Consider the following 18,748-nt stretch of genomic DNA (forward strand, 5'->3'; position numbering starts at 1 on the left):
AAGATTCTCGAATAATCTGCGGCGCCATTGCGCTTTCGTCTGCGTAGAGCGCAGAAAGCGCACTTGTCGATTCGGTTTGCCGAATAAACGAGTGCTAGATTCATAGCCCCGCAGTTTCTGCGTCAGTGCTCGTGCTCTCAAGCTGAGCCCGTCGGCGCAGGTTCTGCTCCGACCGGGTCGCCGACGTCCCGCCGAGAGAGAGGACGTCGATGCGCACATCGATGGACCCCGCACGCATCACTAGCCATCAGCTTCCCCCTGCGATCGGACTCTACGATCCAGCGGAGGAGCATGACGCCTGCGGCCTCGCCTCGGTCATTTCGCTGACGGGCGGTCCATCTCACGAGATCGTCACGCTCGCGCTCTCGGCACTCGAGAACCTCGAGCATCGAGGCGCTGTCGGGTCGGATGCAGGAACAGGCGATGGCGCCGGCATCCTCAGCGAGCTTCCGCACAGGCTGATTCGGGAGCGCTGTGGCGCCGCCGGTGTCACCGAGCCAGAACCGGGGGAGTATGCGGCAGGGCTCGTGTTTCTGCCGAACTCCTCGACAGAGCGTCGCTCGGTGAAATACCGTATTGCGAGTATCGCTGCCGACGAGGGGCTCGGTGTAGTCGCCTGGCTTCCGGTCCCTGTGACTGCGGAGGTGCTGGGGCAGAGCGCGCTCGACGCGGCGCCCCAGATCGAACAGCTCGTGCTCGCCTCGTCAGACGGGCCCGCCGACACTCAGCTCCTCGAGCGCCGCGCGTTTCGAGCGCGCAAGCGCATTCAGCACGAGACCGGCTGCTACCTGCCGTCCTTGTCGGCCCGGACTATCGTCTACAAGGGAATGGTGACCACACTCCAGCTCCCCGGGTTCTACGACGATCTGAGTGACCCGCGGTTTGAGACCCGATTCGCTATCGTGCACTCGCGCTACTCGACGAACACATTTCCATCGTGGCACCTCGCGCAGCCGCTGCGCCTCGTCGCGCACAACGGCGAGATCAACACTGTGCGCGGCAACCGCAACTGGATGCGGGCGCGCGAAGCGCAGCTCGAGTCCGAGGCGCTCGGCAACCTTGGCCCACTCCTTCCTATCTGCACGCCCGGAGGGAGCGACTCTGCAAGCTTTGACGAGGTGCTCGAGCTGCTCGTGATGAGCGGCAGGTCGTTGCCGCACGCGCTTGCAATGATGGTGCCCGAGGCGTGGGAGTCCAACACGGCGCTCGACCCCCAGCTCGAGAACTTCCTCGAGTACCACTCGCTCGTCATGGAACCGTGGGACGGGCCTGCGGCGATGATCGCCACTGACGGCACCGAGATCGTTGCGCTGCTCGACCGCAACGGCCTCCGGCCAGGGAGATACCTCGTCACGAGTGACGGCCTGCTCGTGATCGCGAGCGAGGCAGGCGTGCTCGACATTGCGCCGGAGCGTGTTGCGCGTCGCGGCAGGCTCCGTCCTGGCCGGATGCTCGCGGTGAACGTGGAGACCGGCGAGGTGCGCGGCGACAGCGCGGTGAAGCGTGAACTTGCGGGGCTCGCACCCTGGGGCGACTGGCTCGACGCTGGGCGCATCAGACTCGCTGACGAGCCCGAGCGCGAGGCTCTCGTGCACCCGCCTGCCTCGATTGTGAGGCGCCAGCGGACGTTCGGGTATACGGAGGAAGAGCTCCGGCTGATCCTCACTCCGATGGCGCTCACCGGCGGCGAACCGCTCTCTGCTATGGGCTCCGACACGCCGATTGCGGTGCTTGCCGAGCGCCCGCGCCATGTGCACGACTACTTCGTGCAACAGTTCGCGCAAGTGACGAATCCTCCGCTCGACGCCCTGCGCGAGGAGCTTGTGACAAGCCTTCGCACGGGCATTGGTCCGCAGCAGAACCTGCTCGGCCAGTCCGCCGAGCACGCGCGCCAGGTGATCCTCGACTTCCCTGTCATTGACAATGACGCGCTCGCGCGGATTCAACATTTCGGCACTGACCCCGAGCGCGAGCGATCAGTCACGATTCGCGGACTCTACCCGGTCGACTATGGTGCGCGCGGGCTCGCCGACAGGCTCGACGCGATGTGCCGCGAGGCGAGCGCCGCCATCGCAGCAGGGGCAGAGTTTCTCATTCTGTCCGACCGCGACTCGAACAAGGACCTTGCCCCGGTGCCGAGCCTGCTTGCCGTATCGGCGGTGCATCACCATCTCATTCGTGAGGGGGAACGGATGCGTGTCGCCCTGATCGCCGAGGCTGGCGATGTTCGCGAGGTGCACCACGTGGCGACACTCGTGGGTTACGGGGCCGCGGCCGTGAACCCGTACCTCGCTATGGAGAGCGTGAGCCTCCTGGTGCGTGACGGCTCGATAACAGGGGTGACTGAAGAAGAAGCAACGTCGAAGCTTATCCTCGCGCTCGGAAAAGGGCTGCTGAAGGTCATGAGCAAGATGGGCATCTCGACGGTGTCTTCATACTGCGGCGCGCAGACGTTCGAAGCGATCGGGCTCGCCCCGGACCTCGTCGAGCGCTACTTCACCGGGACCACATCGAAGCTTGGAGGCGTCGGTCTCGACGTGCTCGCGGCAGAAGTCGCCGAGCGGCACCGTGCCGCATACCCCGACGATTCGGCCCCACTCGCGCACGAGCGGCTTGAGACTGGTGGCGAGTACCGCTGGCGCCGCGGCGAGGAACCACACCTGTTCGACCCCGAGACGATCTTCAAGCTGCAGCACGCGACACGCACTGGCAAGCGCGAGATCTTCGCCGAGTACACGTCGCGCGTGAACGAGCAGCAGGAGCGACTCATGACGCTTCGTGGGCTCTTCAAGTTCTCGCCGCAGCGCGAGCCGGTTCCGCTCGAGAGCGTTGAGCCAGTGTCAGAGATTGTGAAGCGCTTCGCGACGGGGGCGATGAGCTACGGTTCAATCTCGCCTGAGGCACATGAGACGCTCGCGATTGCGATGAACAGGCTTGGCGGACGTTCAAACACCGGCGAGGGCGGAGAAGCAGAGGAGCGCCTGCTCGACCCCGAGCGCCGCTCTGCGATCAAGCAGGTTGCGTCAGGGCGGTTTGGCGTGACGAGCATGTATCTGACGCACGCCGACGAGATCCAGATCAAGCTCGCTCAGGGCGCGAAGCCCGGTGAGGGCGGTCAGCTTCCGCCAGGGAAGATGTACCCGTGGATCGCGCGTACGCGGCACGCGACGCCGGGGGTCGGGCTCATCTCGCCGCCGCCGCACCACGATATCTATTCGATTGAGGATCTCAAGCAGCTCATCTTCGACCTCAAGCGTGCGAACCCGGTCGCGCGAATCTCAACCAAGCTTGTGGCCCAGAGCGGGATCGGGCCTGTCGCGGCTGGTGTGGCCAAGGCTCTCTCCGACGTCATCCTCGTGTCTGGCCACGACGGAGGTACTGGGGCGAGCCCAATGAACTCGCTCAAGCACGCTGGATCACCGTGGGAGCTTGGGCTCGCCGAGGTGCAGCAGACACTGATGTTGAACGGGCTGCGAGAGCGGGTCGTCGTGCAGGCTGACGGACAGTTGAAGACTGGGCGCGATGTCGTGATCGCTGCCCTCCTCGGCGCAGAGGAATTCGGCTTTGCGACGGCCCCGCTCGTCGTGTCGGGTTGCATCATGATGCGCGTATGCCACCTCGACACCTGCCCTGTCGGCGTGGCGACTCAAAACCCAGAGCTGCGAGAGCGGTTCACAGGCCAGGCAGAGCACATCGTGAACTTCTTCACGTTCATCGCGGAGGAGGTACGCGAGATACTCGCGAGCCTCGGCTACAGCTCGCTCGACGAGGCTGTCGGTGACACGGCGGCGCTCGACGTCGACGAGGCGGTGCAGCACTGGAAGGCCGAGGGTCTCGACCTGTCGGGCGTGCTTCGCGGCCCGGTATTCTCGGCGGCTGAGCCGCGGCGTAACGGCACGACACAAGATCACGAGCTTGGTGCGCACTTTGACGCGCGGCTCATCGAGTTGTCAGATGACGCGCTTGTGCGCAGTGAGCCCGTCGTCATCGACCTGCCAGTTGGCAACGGCGATCGCGCTGTCGGCACAATGCTTGGACACGAGGTGACGCGGCGGTTCGGTGCGCAGGGGCTTGCACCCGAGACGATCGACGTGACCCTCACGGGTTCGGCGGGTCAATCGCTCGGGGCGTTCTTGCCTGCAGGAATCACGCTGCGACTTGTTGGCGAAGCAAACGATTATGTTGGCAAGGGTCTTTCCGGTGGGGAGGTGACAATTCGCCCGCACCTCGCCGGCGCCCGAGCGGCACACACCGACGAGAGCGTGCTCGCCGGGAACGTCATCGGGTACGGGGCGACGAGCGGTTCGATCTGGATCGCCGGCTCCGTGGGAGAACGGTTCCTCGTTCGCGGCTCAGGTGCGACGGCGGTCGTCGAGGGCGTTGGCGACCACGCGCTCGAGTACTTTACCGGCGGCTTCGCCCTGATCCTCGGGGAGACCGGTCGGAACCTCGGAGCAGGAATGTCGGGTGGCGAGGCCGTCATACTCGACCTTGATCCGAGCACTGTGAACTCCGCCGAGCTCGCCGCTGGCGCCCTCCAGCTGCAGCGTTTCGGTGAGTCTGAGCTCGCCGGCGAGGCGGGCGCTGAGCTCGCCGACCGCATCCGAGCGCTCCTCGCTCGACACCTCGAGCAGACAGGGTCGCCCCTTGCAGCCTCGCTGCTCGAACAGTTCGAATCGGACAGCGACGCGACGCTCGCCCGCTTCACCAGGCTCATTCCACGCGGCTACTCCCGCGTTCTCGATATCCGATCCCGCGCCGCTGCGGCAGGCGTCGACCCCGACGGCGGCGCCGTCTGGACCGAAATTCTGGAGGCAACTCATGGCTGATTCACGCGGATTTCTGCAGGTTCGAGAACGCGAGCTTGCCGCAAAGCGCCCGGTCGCGCTCCGACTGCTCGACTGGAAAGAGGTTGTCGAGCTGGGCGACAAGAACGTCGTCGGCAGACAGGCGTCTCGCTGTATGGACTGCGGCGTCGCGTTCTGCCACCAGGGCTGCCCACTTGGCAACCTCATCCCCGAATGGAACGACCTCGTGCACCGCGATCGTGGGCGCGAGGCGATCGAGCGCCTTCACGCGACGAACAATTTCCCGGAGTTCACCGGCAGGGCATGCCCCGCGCCGTGCGAGTCGGCCTGCGTGCTCGGTATCAACCAACCTGCCGTCACGATCAAACAGATCGAAAACCACATCATCGACGAGGCGTTCGCAGCGGGGTGGGTGACACCTCAGCCGCCGGCGCGCCTCACCGGGAAGACCGTGGCAGTTGTCGGGTCAGGTCCTGCGGGTCTCGCGGCGGCCCAGCAACTCACCCGAGCCGGGCACACCGTCGCCGTATACGAGCGCGACGAAGAGCCTGGCGGACTGCTCAGATTCGGCATTCCGGACTTCAAACTCGAGAAGGCACTGGTGGCGCGCCGCGTCGAGCAGCTGAGAGCTGAGGGCACGAGGTTCAGGTGCGGCATTGAGATCGGAAAGGACATGTCGTGGAGCGAATTGCGCCGCCGTTTCGACGCGGTCGTCATCGCGACTGGGGCTACAGTGCCGCGTGAGCTCGTGTTGCCCGGAAGGCATCACGCGGGGATCCTGCCCGCGATGGAATACTTGGCCGCGGCAAACCGTGCGGTGTCGGCAACCGACGCGGCAGGGGCGCTCGACAGCATCGGCGAAACTGCAGCGGGAAAGCATGTGGTTGTCATCGGCGGCGGCGATACCGGGGCCGACTGCGTTGGCACCGCGCACAGGCAGGGCGCCCTCTCGGTAACGAGCCTCGCGATTGGCAAACGACCCGGCGCGCTCAGGCCGACGGGCCAGCCGTGGCCCATGCATCCGACGGTGTTTGAGGTATCGAGCTCCCACGAGGAGGGTGGCGAGCGGACCTACCTCGCATCGACAGTCGAGTTCCTCGGGGAAGACGGGCGGCTCACGGGATTGCGGGTCGCCGAGACCGGATTCTCGGAGAGTGGTCGAGGCCCAATCCCGGGAACCGAGCGAGATATTCCGGCGGACCTCGTTCTCATCGCTATGGGGTTCACTGGCCCAGAAGCGATCTCAGATCCTGGTCTCGAACTGGCGATGGACTCGAGCGGGGCGTTCTCACGTGCCGCCGACTTCTCGACGCCCCAGCCCGGGGTGTTTGTCGCTGGCGACGCGGGGCGCGGCCAGTCGCTTATCGTCTGGGCGATCGCAGAGGGCCGCGCGGCTGCAGCTGCGGTCGACAGCTACCTCACAGGATCGACGGTATTGCCGAGCCCTGTGACAGCCAAAAGCATGGCGTTTGCTTAGAGCGGAAGGTGAGGGCGTAGGGCCGCACGGGGCACGGGGATATCCTTGGGAACAGCAACGCTGTTTCGTGAGGAAGGGATCCGTAGATGACTTCGACCGTAGTGTTTGGTGGCTCTGGGTATGCGGGTTCGCACATTGTCGAGGCTGCCGCAGTGCGCGGGCTGCCCGTCACGAGCGTCACGCGAAGGGAATCGGCGACACAGATCGCGGGAGCGAGCTACAAGCTCGGCTCGCTGCTTGACCCGGCTGACCGGGCGGCAGCGCTCGCCGACGCAGACGTCGTTGTCGTCGCCGTCGCCCCGCGCGGCGACATGGCAGGCAAACTGCGCGCGGCGATCGCTGAGCTCGCGGCTGAGGCTGAGGCCGCAGGCGTTCGTCTTGGCGTCATCGGTGGCGCAGGTTCGTTGCAGCAGACCGCGGGTGGGCCGCGGCTTGCAGAATTGCCTGAGTTCGGGGACGAGTATCGCCCAGAGGCGCTCGAAATGGGCGGAGTGCTCGACGACCTTCTCGCGCGAGGCGGCGAGCTCGACTGGTTCTTTGTGAGCCCGCCCGGGGACTTCGGCCCGTGGGCCGCGGGGGAGTACCGCGGCGAGTACAGAGTCGGAGGCGACGTCGTCTTGACCGACGAGAACGGGGTCTCGGCTATCGGTGGAGCCGACTTTGGCGTAGCGATCGTTGACGAGATTGAAGATCCTGCGCACCGGCGAGAGCGGTTCACTGTCGCCTACTGAGCATGATGGGAGCCGGTACGCTGGGCAGGTGAATATTGCTCTCGTTGTCAAACTCCGCGAAGACCTCGCGGGCGCTCAGTACTCACTCACCGGCCTCACTGCCCTCTGGGGCGCCGCGGCAGAGGGCGCGCGCAGGCGCGGCGTATTCGCCCCTGCACGCAGGGTGCTTGCCGGGCGTGAACGGACTCCGTTAACGACACTCGGCCGACTCTTCCTGCTCGGCGAAGAGGTGAGCGCTGAGGAGCTGGACGCCGCTCTTCCGACCCTCGGATCGGCGGGAGCAGCGGAGCTTGGGCTCGTGGCCCACGGAGCCAACTCGGTGTTTTATGCTGCGTTGTCTGTGAACCCCGTCCCCCTCGTCGGCAAGGCCGGGGAACAGACCCTTCAGCGTGGAGGTGCCACCGAGTGGTGGATCATCTCCGACCTCGACGATGAACTACGCGGGGGTCCAGCGGGGCCGGACCATGTGATGGGTGTCGGGGGCGCAACGCGGACGCTCATCTCACAGCTGCCACCGGTCACCGGCGGCGCGGCGCTCGACCTCGGCACAGGGTGTGGCATCGTCGCGATGCACCTCGCCGAGCTCGGGGCGGAACGCGTTGTCGCGACTGACATTTCGGAACGCGCTCTGAAGCTCGCCGCCGCAAACGCGGAGCTGAACGGGTTTGCCGGGCGGATCGAGTTTCGGCTCGGCAGCCTCTTCGAGCCAGTCGCTGGCGAAGACTTCTCGCTCATCGTCTCGAACCCTCCGTTCGTCATCACCCCTCGCTCGGCGAGCGAGGGTGCCCGCTACGAGTACCGAGACGGAGGTATGACTGGGGACGAGCTCGCCGCAACCGTGGTTCGCGAGGCTCCCGGCTTTCTGGCGCCAGCGGGCGCATTTGTGTGCCTCGCGAACTGGGAGACCGAATGGGGCGGCAGGGGGCTCGAGCGAGTTCGCGGCTGGATTCTCGACGCCGCCGAACGCAACGGATCTGCCCTTGATGCATGGGTGATTGAGCGCGACAGGGTCGACACCGTGCAGTACGCAGAGACCTGGGCGCGCGATGGTGGGGCCCGGCCAGGCCAGCCCGAATTTGACACGTTACTCGAGGCATGGCTCGAAGATTTCGGCGCTCGTCATGTGGTCACTATCGGGCTCGGCGCGATCCACATTCGGCGCGCAGCGGTCGCGGGCACTCAGGATGGCCGGTCGGCCTCCGTGATCCACGTCGACCAGGCAACGGGCGGGCTCGCTGCGACCGAGCTCGGTGCTGCGCTCAACGCGACGTTCACGGCTGGCGTCGCGGCCGAGCGTGCGTCAGACGCCGAGGTACTCGCTACCAGATGGGTGCGTGCGCGCGATGTTCGCGAGGAACGAATCCACACTCCCGGCGAGGAGTCGCCGAACGCAATTGCACTCATCACTGACCGTCCAATTGAGCGCCGCGTTGCGGCAGACACACTCCTTGCAGCCGCGCTTGGCGCCTGCGATGGGGACCTCACGCTGCAGCAAATAGCTGATGCGCTCGCAACGCTACTCGAGGTCGATGCAACGGCAGCGAGAGAGGCCCTCGTCGCGGGAGTTCGCGAACTCGCGTGGCTCGGAATGGTTGCGGCCGAGGGCGCCGGACAGCTCTAGCCGGTATCCGAGCCTAGGTGAGCAGGCCGACGAGTCCACGGACAAGTGTTGCGATCGCTCCGGCGCAGGCGAGCGCGATCACGACTCGCCGGACTTGATTGGGAGTCACGAGACGCAGCAATCGCTCCCCGATGAAAATGCCGATAAGGATCGCGGCGAGTACGATCAGCCAGAACCACCACATGGTTTCAGGGAAACCACTCGGGTCCAGCGCGAGCTTCGCGAATGCAGACGCGAGGCCGGTGACTGCAAAATAGGGCTGAAGCGTCGCAGCGAATGAGGTTTGTGGCCAGCGGGTGAGCACCGCGTAGGCGCTCACCGCGGGGCCACCAACACCAGCGAGCGCGTTCGTGAGGCCGGAGATGAACCCGGCGACAGCGCGCGGTGAACGAGGCTCGGTCGAGAAACGCTCACTCGTGAGGAGCATTGAGAGCACGAGTGCCAGCAGCACGATTGCGCCGACTGCGACGCCCATGACATCGGGGGAGAGCTCGCCAGCGAGCACGGCTCCGAGACCCGCGCCGATGATCGCGAATGCTGCGAGCCAGCGAAACATAGACCAATCGATCCTGCGCCACACTCGGGGCAGAATCAGCACACTGGAGATCACCCCGAGGATATTCACGAGCAGCACCCCTGCGTGACCGCCGAGGAGAAGCGTCATGATCGGAGAAACCAGGAGCGCGAATCCGAGGCCAGCCATTCGCTGGGCGACAGCTCCGACGGTCGTGACAAGAACGACGAGCAGACCGAGGGTCAGTGTCATTGGACGCGCCCGGCAGTCGCAAGGAGACGCTTCGCTGAAGCGGTCTCCGTTCGGATTCGACAGGGCACCAACATGTTCACCATTCTCACAGAGTGTCGGTGCCGGGAGACGGCCCCGCGCCGGCTTTGGGCTGGCCCGCTGGCTGGGCCGTGCGGCCGCCGCCGACGGGCTCGGTAGGATAGTGGGGTGATGCGTACCACTGATCTCCGCGGCCGTGAGCTCTCCCGTGGCGAACTGCTTACTCTCGTTCCGCGCGCAGCGCTCGGCGCCGACGTCGCTGTCGAGCGGGTAAGACCGCTCGTCGACGCTGTTGCTCGGAGAGGCGAGGCTGCTCTCCGTGAGCAAGCCCTCGAATTTGACCGCGTCGAAGGCCATGCGCTGCGAGTCCCTACTGAGGCAGTCGCAGCGTCGCTCGACAACTGCCCGGCCGATGTGCGCGCAGCGCTCACCGAGCTCATCTCGCGCCTTCGGCTCGGATCGGCGGCTCAGGTGCCTCCAAACACAGTGACCCAGATGGGCGAGGGAGCCCGCATCACGCAGCGCTGGCAGCCCGTCTCTCGGGTCGGCCTCTACGCTCCGGGCGGGAAAGCAGCGTACCCCTCGTCAGTCATCATGAACGCAGTCGCTGCTCAGACGGCGGGCGTTCCAAGCCTCGCGCTCGCCTCGCCTGCGCAGCAGGACAACGCTGGGCTTCCGCACCAGGCGGTGCTGTGGGCGGCAGCGCTCTGCGGTATCGATGAGGTCTACGCGATTGGGGGAGCCGGCGCAATCGCCGCCTTCGCACATGGAGTCCCAACGATCGGTCTTGAGCCCGTCGACGTCGTCACCGGGCCCGGCAACGTGTTCGTCGCCGCGGCAAAGCGGGTCGTGAGCGGCACAGTCGGGATCGACTCTGAGGCTGGAACGACTGAGATTCTCGTCATCGCTGACGCGTCCGCGGATCCGCGCTTCGTCGCAGCAGACCTCATTAGTCAGGCAGAGCACGACGAAGCTGCGGCATCGGTGCTCGTCACTGACTCTGTCGAGTTCGCCGGGCGAGTGAACGAGGAGATCTCCACACGTGTGTCGCTGACGATGCACGCCGACCGAGTGCGCACGGCGCTCCAGGGGCCGCAGTCCGCGGTGATCCTCGTCGACGACCTGGAAACCGCAGTGCGAGTCTCGAACGCGTACGGCCCCGAGCACCTTGAGATTCAGACACGCGATGACGACGCCGTCCTGGCAGGAATCACCGACGCAGGCGCGATCTTTGTCGGGAGCTACACCCCTGTGAGCCTTGGAGACTACCTCGCAGGCTCAAACCACGTGCTTCCGACTGGTGGCACAGCGCGGTTCGCCGCGGGCCTCGGGGCCCACACATTCCTCAGGCCCCAGCAGATCATCCACTATGGGCGCGACGCGCTCGCGGCGACCGAGGAGCCGCTCCTCGCTCTCGCCGCCGCCGAGGGCTTGCCAGCTCACGGTGAGGCCGTCAGCGCACGCTTCGAACAGGAAGGCATCTGATGCACTGCCCCTTCTGCCGTCACTCAGACAGCCGCGTTATTGACTCGCGCACCGCAGATGACGGCATGTCGATCCGACGCCGCCGACAGTGCCCTGAATGCGGCAAGCGGTTCACGACGACTGAGACCGCGAGCCTGACGGTGATCAAGCGTTCGGGAGTCGTCGAGCCGTTCAGCCGCGAGAAGGTCATGGTCGGTGTGAGGAAAGCGTGCCAGGGCCGTCCGGTAACAGAGGCGGATCTCGCGCTTCTCGCGCAACGAGTAGAGGAGTCCCTCAGGCTCACTGGTGTCGCGCAGTTCGAAACAAACGATATCGGCGTCGCGATCCTGCCCCACCTGCGCGAGCTCGATGAGGTCGCCTACCTGCGCTTCGCAAGTGTCTACCAGTCCTTTGACTCCCTCGATGACTTTGAGAACGCCGTGCGCGACCTTCGTCTCAAGCAGGGCCAAACCGCTGCGTCGCGCGAGGCCGCTAGTCCGAGCGTCGCAGCGGGAGAGTGATGACCACATTGACAGAGAACCAGAATCCGCGAACGCTCACCCCGTACAAGTTGCTGTTCGCAACAGTGCTGAAGCGAATGGATCCTGAACAGGCGCACCACCTCGCCTTCAACGTGATCCGCGCGCTGCCGTTCCTCGGTGGCATTGCGCACCGGTTCTGCAAGCCGCACCCCTCGCTCCGTGTGCGGACACTCGGGCTTTCGTTCCCGAGCCCGTTCGGACTCGCAGCAGGTTTCGACAAGAATGCAGCTGGGATCGCGGGTCTCGGCGAGCTCGGTTACGGCCACGTTGAGGTCGGCACGGTCACACGCCACGCCCAAGACGGCAACCCCAAGCCGCGCATGTTTAGGCTTGTCGAGGATCGCGGACTCATCAACCGAATGGGGTTCAACAACGGCGGTTCTGCCGCGGCGGTGCCACGCATCGAACGAGCCCGACTCCGGAAAAACCGGCCAATCATCGGGGCGAATATTGGCAAGAGCCGAGTGACTGCCGTTGAAGACGCGACGGCGGACTACGTCTGGAGCGCCGAGCGGCTCGCGCCCATCTCTGACTATCTCGCGGTGAACGTCAGCTCACCGAACACCCCCGGCCTTCGCGGCCTACAGGAACTCGAGCTACTCGAGCCCCTGCTCGCAGCAGTCAAGACAGCAGCCGGCACGACACCGCTCCTCGTCAAGATTGCGCCAGATATGGGCGACGAGCAGATCGACGGTATTGTCGAGCTCGCGGTTCGGCTCGGTCTCGACGGAATTATCGCGACCAACACTACGGTGTCACGAACAGGGCTCACGGCGTCCGACGAGCGCGTCGAAGAGATGGGTGCCGGCGGACTGTCGGGCGCCCCTCTGAAGGATCGTTCGCTTGCGGTGCTGAAGCGCATCAGGCAAACTGCGCCCGCAGAGTTTTGCGTGATCTCTGTCGGGGGCGTGACGACAGCGGCAGACGTATTGGAGCGGCTTCGGGCGGGAGCGACCCTCGTGCAGGGGTTTACGGCATTCATCTACGAGGGCCCGCTTTGGGCGCGCGATATTAATCGGGGGCTTCGGCAAGCCGGTTGGCGTCAGGATCTCGCCGAACGGTAGCTCTTCAGAATCGCGTGATCGCGTGGTCGGTAACGATAAAGCTGGGGCCCGGACAGATGTCCGGGCCCCAGCTTTATGTCTGCAGTTGTGTGCAGGTCAGACGATCCTGAGTGCTACTTCGGGAATTCGCGGCGCTTGACCTGCGGCTTTGGCATCCGGAGCATGCGGAACTGCATAGCGCGCATTGCGCCGTACCACTTGAAGCCCGGCTGCACGTTGCCCTCGCCAAACTTCTCGGTGAGCTTCTTCTTCAGAATGAAGGTCAGTGCAAATGCGTCGACAATCGCGAAGAGCAGGAACGCCCAGACGAAGAAGACACCATAGACCTGCACCCATCCGGGGAACATAGCGACGACCAGGAAGATCACCATGACCGGGATGAGAAGTTCGCCTGCGCTCCAGCGCGCGTCAACATAGTCGCGAACGAAGCGGCGCTGCGGCCCGCGATCGCGCTGCGTGAGGTAGCGCTCGTCGCCGGCCATCATTCCGGCACGGGCACGCTCGCGAGCCTCGTTCTGTTGCTGGCGCTGCTGCTTGCGCAGCTCTTTGTCCTGCGAGCCCACAATCGGGCGGGCGTTCGCGGCCTGGGCGGCCTTACGCGAGGGCGTAGGGCGGCCTTTGCCCTGCAGCCCCTCTGCCGCTTCCCCGTGGCTCGAACCTGCGGAATCGTCTCGCTTGGCAGCGCTCATGATCGCTTGTGTGTTCCTCTCGTCTGACGGTCGAAAGTTGCCGTCTGTCTCTCACCCAAGCGTAGCGCCTCAAACGGGCGTAGACTGATGGCGTCCGGTCTCGTCACCGCTATTTGTTTTGCCTACCGCCAGTTAAGCGGCGGGAAGCAGGCAGTCTTCGGGGCGGCCGGTGGCCCAAGGAGTATCCGGAGAGTGGCCGAGAAAGCGGAGGAGAACGCATGAGTAACGACACTGCAGTACGCGAACACGGGGTCGCGCTGAGCTCAGCAGCACAGGAGAAGGTTCGAAGCCTGCTGAACCAGGAGGGGCGCGACGACCTGCGGCTCCGCATCGCCGTGCAGCCAGGCGGCTGCTCTGGCCTGATTTATCAGCTCTATTTCGACGAGCGCTCGCTCGAGAACGATGCCGTTGTCGACTTTGATGGCGTCGCGGTCGTTGTCGACCAGATGAGCATCCCGTATTTGTCTGGCGCGACCATCGACTTCGAAGACACGATCCAAAAGCAGGGGTTCACGATCGACAACCCCAACGCGCAGGGCTCCTGCGCGTGCGGCGACAGCTTCGCCTAAGTCCAGAATGTTCTGCCCACTTGGTCGCGACACCCCCGTTTGCGTTCGGGGAACGCTCAGGTTCGCGCTAAGCTAACAGGTAGTCATCAGTTTCGCCTGCCTGCGTGGGCAATGACCGGTAAGAATTCGAAAGGTATGCGGTGCGTTCCAATCGTGTAAACAAATGGGTTGCGGCCCCTGTCGCCATCGGCGCGGCTCTTCTGCTCGCTGGCTGCACTCCTGAGCAGCAGCGCGGCTTCCTCCCCGAGGGATCCACTCACGCCACGAATCACACTGAGGGCATCACCGCGCTCTGGGTGAACTCGTGGATCGTGCTGCTGGGTGTGGGTGTCATCACCTGGGGCCTCATTATCTGGGCAACCATCGCGTACCGTCGCCGTAAGGGCCAGACCGGCCTTCCCGTGCAGCTGCGCTACAACATGCCCATTGAGACGTTCTTCACGGTTGTCCCCGTGATCCTCGTGCTCGGCTTCTTCGCGTTCACCGCGCAGGAGCAGGCAAAGATCGAGGCTCGCTACGACAACCCCGAGAACGTCGTCGAGGTGTTCGGCAAGCGCTGGGCGTGGGACTTCAACTACATCAGTGACGACGTCTACTTCCAGGGCGTTCAGGTGAAGACCGACGAGAAGGGTTCAGCTCTTCCCGAGACGATGCCCGTGCTCATGCTGCCCGTGGACAAGACGACGGAGATTCGCCTGGAGACGCGTGACGTCATCCACTCCTTCTGGGTCGTTGAGTACCTGTACAAGAAGGACATGATCCCCGGCCAGACCAACTACATGAGCTTCACGCCGACTGAAACCGGCACGTTCATGGGTAAGTGTGCTGAGCTCTGTGGCCAGGATCACTCGATGATGCTCTTCGAGCTCAAGGTCGTCGAGCAGGACGAGTACGACGCATACGTCGACTCGCTCCGCGCAGAGGGCAACACTGGCCGCGTCGGTGAGGAAGCGAACGCCAATATCGAGTCGTTCCACGGTGACGAGGCTCAGGCCCAGAACGAGAAGAAGTAACGAGGGATAGAGAGATGAAGAAGGGTAACATCATCGTTTCGTGGATGACATCCACGGATCACAAGGTGATTGGGTACATGTACCTGATCAGCTCCTTCGTGTGGTTCCTGGTCGGGGGCCTTATGGCCCTGCTGATCCGCGCGCAGCTGTTCGCACCCGGGCTCGAGGTCATTGCGACCAAGGAACAGTACAACCAGCTGTTCACGATGCACGGCACCATCATGCTGCTCATGTTCGCAACGCCGCTGTTTGCTGGCTTCGCAAACGTCATGATGCCGCTGCAGATCGGCGCACCCGACGTAGCGTTCCCGAGGCTCAACGCGTTCGCGTTCTGGCTCTACACGTTTGGCTCGCTCATCGCGGTCGGTGGCTTCCTCACCCCTCAGGGCGCAGCCTCCTTCGGTTGGTTCGCGTACGCACCGCTCTCTGACGTCACGTACTCGCCCGGCGTAGGCGGAAACCTCTGGGTTCTTGGCCTCGGTATTGCCGGCTTCGGCACCATCATGGGCGGCGTTAACTTCATCACGACGATCATCACGATGCGCGCACCCGGCATGACCATGTGGCGTATGTCGGTGTTCACCTGGAACACGCTCGTCACGTCGCTGCTCGTAATCCTGGTCTTCCCGGTGCTCGCGGCCGCGTTCTTCGGGCTTGCTGCAGACCGTATCTTCGGTGCCCAGATCTACAGCGGTGAGGGCGGAGCAATTCTCTGGCAGCACCTCTTCTGGTTCTTTGGTCACCCCGAGGTGTACATCATCGCGCTGCCGTTCTTCGGCATCGTCTCCGAGATCTTCCCGGTATTCAGCCGCAAGCCGATCTTCGGGTACAAGACGCTGATCTACGCGACAATCGCCATCGCCGCGCTCTCGATGACCGTGTGGGCACACCACATGTACGTCACCGGCTCGGTCCTCCTACCGTTCTTCGCACTCATGACGATGCTGATCGCGGTTCCCACTGGCGTGAAGATCTTCAACTGGCTTGGTACGATGTGGCGTGGCTCGATCACCTTCGAGACCCCGATGCTCTGGTCACTCGGCTTCCTCGTGACCTTCGTGTTCGGCGGCCTCACAGGCGTCATCCTCGCGTCGCCCGCACTCGACTTCCACCTCTCGGACACCTACTTCGTCGTGGCGCACTTCCACTACGTCGTGTTCGGCACTGTCGTCTTCGCGATGTTCGCAGGGTTCTACTTCTGGTGGCCCAAATGGACAGGCAAGATGCTCAACGAACGGCTCGGCAAGATCCACTTCTGGGTGCTGTTCATCGGGTTCCACACGACCTTCCTCGTGCAGCACTGGCTCGGCGTTATGGCGATGCCTCGCCGGTACTACACCTACCTGCCCGAGGACGGCATCACCTGGGGCAACCAGCTGTCGACCATTGGCGCAGTAATTCTCGGCGCCTCGATGATCCCCTTCCTGCTCAACGTGTACATCACGTCACGTCGCGCACCGAAGGTGACTGTCAACGACCCGTGGGGCTATGGCCGTTCGCTCGAGTGGGCCACGTCGTGCCCGCCGCCGCGCCACAACTTCACCTCGATTCCGCGTATTCGCACCGAGTCGCCGGCGTTCGATCTCAATCACCCTGAGGTGAGCGGTATCGAGCAACCGAAGCCCGCCTCGGTTCCCGAGTTCGTCGAGCCGACGAAGTAACCTGAGGAGTCATTCGCTATGAAATCGAACATCGTTATCCTCTGGATCCTCACTGCCTACTTTGCGGTGCTCGGTGTGGTGTACACGATCTGGAACCTGATTGAGCACGGCTACGTAGAGTGGTCAGGCAGCGCTACGATCATCGGCGCGGCTTTCCTCGGCGGGTTCATCGCTGTGTACCTCATGCTGACCCAGCGAAAGCAGGGTGGCGTGCTCATTGAGGACCGTGAGGACTCGGACATTGACGACGGGGACCCAGAGCTCGGCGAGTTCAGCCCCTGGAGCTGGTGGCCGTTCTTCCTCTCACTCGCGATCTCGCTCGTTGTGCTCGGACTATGCCTGGGATTCAACTTCTGGATCTCGTTCCTGTCGCTGCCGCTCGTGATCGTCGGCATCGTCGGCTGGGTGTACGAGTACTACCGTGGACACTTCGCGAGGTAACTAGACATCGTGGCAATTTCAATTCGCCGGGGCCAGGCCGAGGACGCGGAAGCGCTCCTCGGCCTGGCCCGTCAGTTCACGACTGGCCGCGAGCCGATTGGGCGTGACGACTTCCAGGTCGCCTACGACAATGTGCTTCGTCGCCGTGACCAAGAGACGAACGTGCTCTTCGTAGCCGAGTCCGATGGCGTCATCGCCGGCTACTCACTGATGACCGTCTCGCGGCTGCTTCATGCTCCGGGACTCACCGCTCACCTGCAAGAGATCGTCGTCGATGCGGCCTCACGAGGCCTTGGTATTGGCGACAGGCTGATGTCGGCAAACGAGCACTACTGCATGGGGCGAGGCGTGCGTCAGCTGTCTGCCTCGACAGCACGCATCGGCTCGTTCTACAACCACCGCGGCTTCGAAGCCGTAGGTGAGCACTACCGCAAGCTTCTCGAGCTGGAATAAGCGTTGAGTGGCGCCTCGCTTCGAGCTGCCACCGGAGCGCGCCGACCCCGTCGGCGTCCGGGGGAGAACCGAGCAGGCTTGATTATCGCCGGAACCATCGAGTTCGGGCTGCACGGGTACGCCGGCGCGCAAACCTCCGCAATCGCGGAGCGCGCCGGCGTTTCTCAACCCAACGTCTACGCGAACTTCAGGTCCAAGCGCGAGCTGTTCCTTGCGTGTGTGGGCGAGCTCTGCACGCAGTCTGCTCATCTCGCCGAACACGAATCGCTCGACGATCGACAGGCGCTGTTACTCTTCCAGGCATTCGCTGCCGCCCGCGAGCCTGCGCTCGGGCCTGAGCTCCGCGGCACTGTCAGAGCAATGCGGGAAGAGCTTGGGGATGACCGCATCGGGCTGGCGCTCGCGCATGCCGCGTCGATCCTGGCCGCCTAGACACGTCGGTTCCGCCACGACCCGTCAGCTGCGCTGTGCTCCGGTCGGTTCCGTCTCCCTCGGCTCTGCTAAAGTTTGTGACTTCGATGTCAGGCCAGATCGCCAGGTCCAGACCCCTATCAGCGAGATTCCGAGTCCGTAGCCAACGAGCCACCAAGGGAAGCCCGGTACCTCGGGGCGCTTGCCGGCTCCGTCAAGGTCGGCTGCTGGCGTCGGTGTCACCCGTTCGCCTGTGACGAGGATGCGGTGAGTGTTGACGCCAAGCGGCGTGCACGTGATGAGGGTCATGAGATCCTTGCCGGGAACCGCCCGGATCTCCTCAGTGTCGTTCGGACTTACGACCTTGTAGTCGAACACGCGGTATGTCAACACCTCGCCCAACACTTCTACGCTGAAAGTGTTGCCCACCTCGACCCTGTCGAGGTGGGTAAACATTGTTGCGTTTGCAAGTCCCCGATGGCCGGTGAGCACCGATCGCGTTCCTTCGCCACCGACCGGTAGTGAAGTCCCTTGGAGATGGCCCACGCCTTTCAGCAGCGTCGCATCGCTTGTGCCGTGGTACACGGGAAGGTCGAGATCAATCGCCGGAATTTGCAGTCTTGCCATTGTGCCAGTGGGATCGGCGCTCAGCAGATCCCAGTATCTCTCCGCGGGAACAGTACCTGGGTACGCGGCGCCAGTACCCTCTGCGACATTTGCACCTGCCTGCAGCAGGGCGCCCGACTCGAGGGCCTCGTTGTATTCGCTTGCGCTGCTGATTGCATCCGCGATCTCTTCTCGCGCCAACTTGGAGTTCGCCTCGGTTTGGTCGAACACGATGTTCGACTGGTTGCGCTGAGAGACCCAGGAGGCGGCCGTCGGATACAGCAATAGCGTTAGGCCCGCGAGCATCAGCGTCGAAATCGCGAGGTTGAGCCAGCCAAACCGCCACCGTCGCCGCGCCACGCCATCACGCTTGCGAACAACCACCCTGCCTGCCCTCTTCCGTCGTTTGGCCTG

16 protein-coding genes are annotated in these 18,748 nt (G+C 64.1%); 13 read left to right on the top strand and 3 right to left on the bottom strand.

The annotated features are described in order from the left end of the window. Positions 1 to 209: 209 nt before the first annotated feature. From gltB to ACF07D_RS06820, 4 genes are all read left to right on the top strand, one after another. Positions 210 to 4,829 (top strand): glutamate synthase large subunit, encoded by a 4,620-nt coding sequence (gene gltB, locus ACF07D_RS06805; protein WP_391504383.1) that lies wholly within the window; start codon positions 210 to 212, stop codon positions 4,827 to 4,829. Next, positions 4,822 to 6,285, top strand: coding sequence for a glutamate synthase subunit beta (locus tag ACF07D_RS06810; protein WP_391504384.1), 1,464 nt, complete (start codon positions 4,822 to 4,824; stop codon positions 6,283 to 6,285). Before gltB ends, ACF07D_RS06810 begins: the two co-directional genes overlap by 8 nt. An 86-nt stretch (positions 6,286 to 6,371) precedes the next feature. Beyond that, entirely contained in the window at positions 6,372 to 7,016 is a 645-nt protein-coding gene (locus tag ACF07D_RS06815; RefSeq protein WP_119279550.1) for an NAD(P)-dependent oxidoreductase, read from the top strand. Between the two features lie 28 nt (positions 7,017 to 7,044). Continuing rightward, on the top strand, positions 7,045 to 8,637 hold the full coding sequence (locus tag ACF07D_RS06820) for a methyltransferase (protein ID WP_391504385.1): 1,593 nt from the start codon (positions 7,045 to 7,047) through the stop codon (positions 8,635 to 8,637). Between the two features lie 13 nt (positions 8,638 to 8,650). On the opposite strand, the gene ACF07D_RS06825 is transcribed toward ACF07D_RS06820, so the two are convergent. Next, positions 8,651 to 9,403 carry a sulfite exporter TauE/SafE family protein gene (locus ACF07D_RS06825; RefSeq protein WP_391504386.1) on the bottom strand — a complete coding sequence of 251 codons (753 nt, stop codon included), beginning with the start codon at positions 9,401 to 9,403 and terminating at the stop codon, positions 8,651 to 8,653. 189 nt (positions 9,404 to 9,592) lie between these two features. Here ACF07D_RS06825 and hisD point away from each other — a divergent pair, with 189 nt between their 5' ends. From hisD to ACF07D_RS06840, 3 genes are read left to right on the top strand one after another with little or no spacing between them, the layout of a single operon-like run. After that, positions 9,593 to 10,906 (top strand): histidinol dehydrogenase, encoded by a 1,314-nt coding sequence (hisD, locus tag ACF07D_RS06830; protein ID WP_391504682.1) that lies wholly within the window; start codon positions 9,593 to 9,595, stop codon positions 10,904 to 10,906. Then, complete coding sequence (gene nrdR / locus ACF07D_RS06835; RefSeq protein WP_119279558.1) at positions 10,906 to 11,406, top strand: transcriptional regulator NrdR; 501 nt, start codon at positions 10,906 to 10,908, stop codon at positions 11,404 to 11,406. The genes hisD and nrdR overlap by 1 nt, the downstream gene beginning before the upstream one ends. Further along, entirely contained in the window at positions 11,406 to 12,491 is a 1,086-nt protein-coding gene (locus ACF07D_RS06840; protein ID WP_391504387.1) for a quinone-dependent dihydroorotate dehydrogenase, read from the top strand. Before nrdR ends, ACF07D_RS06840 begins: the two co-directional genes overlap by 1 nt. Positions 12,492 to 12,604: 113 nt before the next feature. On the opposite strand, the gene ACF07D_RS06845 is transcribed toward ACF07D_RS06840, so the two are convergent. Beyond that, positions 12,605 to 13,180 carry a DUF3043 domain-containing protein gene (locus ACF07D_RS06845; RefSeq protein ID WP_391504388.1) on the bottom strand — a complete coding sequence of 192 codons (576 nt, stop codon included), beginning with the start codon at positions 13,178 to 13,180 and terminating at the stop codon, positions 12,605 to 12,607. A 218-nt stretch (positions 13,181 to 13,398) separates the two neighbouring features. On the opposite strand from ACF07D_RS06845, the gene ACF07D_RS06850 reads away from it, so the two are divergent. The 6 genes from ACF07D_RS06850 (at position 13,399) to ACF07D_RS06875 (ending at position 17,749) form a co-directional block, all read left to right on the top strand. Beyond that, a complete protein-coding gene (locus ACF07D_RS06850; protein WP_119279565.1) occupies positions 13,399 to 13,749 on the top strand; it encodes an iron-sulfur cluster assembly accessory protein in 351 nt (116 codons plus the stop codon). 140 nt (positions 13,750 to 13,889) lie between these two features. Next, positions 13,890 to 14,762 (top strand): cytochrome c oxidase subunit II, encoded by an 873-nt coding sequence (gene coxB, locus ACF07D_RS06855; protein ID WP_119279567.1) that lies wholly within the window; start codon positions 13,890 to 13,892, stop codon positions 14,760 to 14,762. Between the two features lie 14 nt (positions 14,763 to 14,776). Next, positions 14,777 to 16,423 (top strand): cytochrome c oxidase subunit I, encoded by a 1,647-nt coding sequence (gene ctaD, locus ACF07D_RS06860; protein ID WP_119279569.1) that lies wholly within the window; start codon positions 14,777 to 14,779, stop codon positions 16,421 to 16,423. A gap of 18 nt (positions 16,424 to 16,441) precedes the next feature. After that, entirely contained in the window at positions 16,442 to 16,864 is a 423-nt protein-coding gene (locus tag ACF07D_RS06865; protein WP_391504389.1) for a cytochrome c oxidase subunit 4, read from the top strand. 9 nt (positions 16,865 to 16,873) lie between these two features. Further along, positions 16,874 to 17,317, top strand: coding sequence for a GNAT family N-acetyltransferase (locus ACF07D_RS06870; RefSeq protein ID WP_119279574.1), 444 nt, complete (start codon positions 16,874 to 16,876; stop codon positions 17,315 to 17,317). A gap of 78 nt (positions 17,318 to 17,395) precedes the next feature. Continuing rightward, complete coding sequence (locus ACF07D_RS06875) at positions 17,396 to 17,749, top strand: helix-turn-helix domain-containing protein (RefSeq protein ID WP_391504390.1); 354 nt, start codon at positions 17,396 to 17,398, stop codon at positions 17,747 to 17,749. 24 nt (positions 17,750 to 17,773) lie between these two features. Here ACF07D_RS06875 and ACF07D_RS06880 read toward each other — a convergent pair whose 3' ends face one another. Next, positions 17,774 to 18,694: a class C sortase gene (locus ACF07D_RS06880; RefSeq protein ID WP_391504391.1), complete on the bottom strand. Its 921-nt coding sequence runs from the start codon at positions 18,692 to 18,694 to the stop codon at positions 17,774 to 17,776. Between the last annotated feature and the right edge of the window lie 54 nt (positions 18,695 to 18,748).

The sequence above is a fragment of the Leucobacter sp. NPDC015123 genome (genome assembly GCF_043080205.1).
Lineage (GTDB): Bacteria > Actinomycetota > Actinomycetes > Actinomycetales > Microbacteriaceae > Leucobacter > Leucobacter aridicollis_A.

Excerpts from the sequence above, each read along its gene's own strand:
- gltB (WP_391504383.1), top strand. The coding sequence starts at position 210 with ATGCGCACATCGATGGACCCCGCACGCATCACTAGCCATCAGCTTCCC.
- ACF07D_RS06810 (WP_391504384.1), top strand. The coding sequence starts at position 4,822 with ATGGCTGATTCACGCGGATTTCTGCAGGTTCGAGAACGCGAGCTTGCC.
- ACF07D_RS06815 (WP_119279550.1), top strand. The coding sequence starts at position 6,372 with ATGACTTCGACCGTAGTGTTTGGTGGCTCTGGGTATGCGGGTTCGCAC.
- ACF07D_RS06825 (WP_391504386.1), bottom strand. The coding sequence starts at position 9,403 with ATGACACTGACCCTCGGTCTGCTCGTCGTTCTTGTCACGACCGTCGGA.
- hisD (WP_391504682.1), top strand. The coding sequence starts at position 9,593 with ATGCGTACCACTGATCTCCGCGGCCGTGAGCTCTCCCGTGGCGAACTG.
- nrdR (WP_119279558.1), top strand. The coding sequence starts at position 10,906 with ATGCACTGCCCCTTCTGCCGTCACTCAGACAGCCGCGTTATTGACTCG.
- ACF07D_RS06840 (WP_391504387.1), top strand. The coding sequence starts at position 11,406 with ATGACCACATTGACAGAGAACCAGAATCCGCGAACGCTCACCCCGTAC.
- ACF07D_RS06845 (WP_391504388.1), bottom strand. The coding sequence starts at position 13,180 with ATGAGCGCTGCCAAGCGAGACGATTCCGCAGGTTCGAGCCACGGGGAA.
- ACF07D_RS06850 (WP_119279565.1), top strand. The coding sequence starts at position 13,399 with ATGAGTAACGACACTGCAGTACGCGAACACGGGGTCGCGCTGAGCTCA.
- ctaD (WP_119279569.1), top strand. The coding sequence starts at position 14,777 with ATGAAGAAGGGTAACATCATCGTTTCGTGGATGACATCCACGGATCAC.
- ACF07D_RS06865 (WP_391504389.1), top strand. The coding sequence starts at position 16,442 with ATGAAATCGAACATCGTTATCCTCTGGATCCTCACTGCCTACTTTGCG.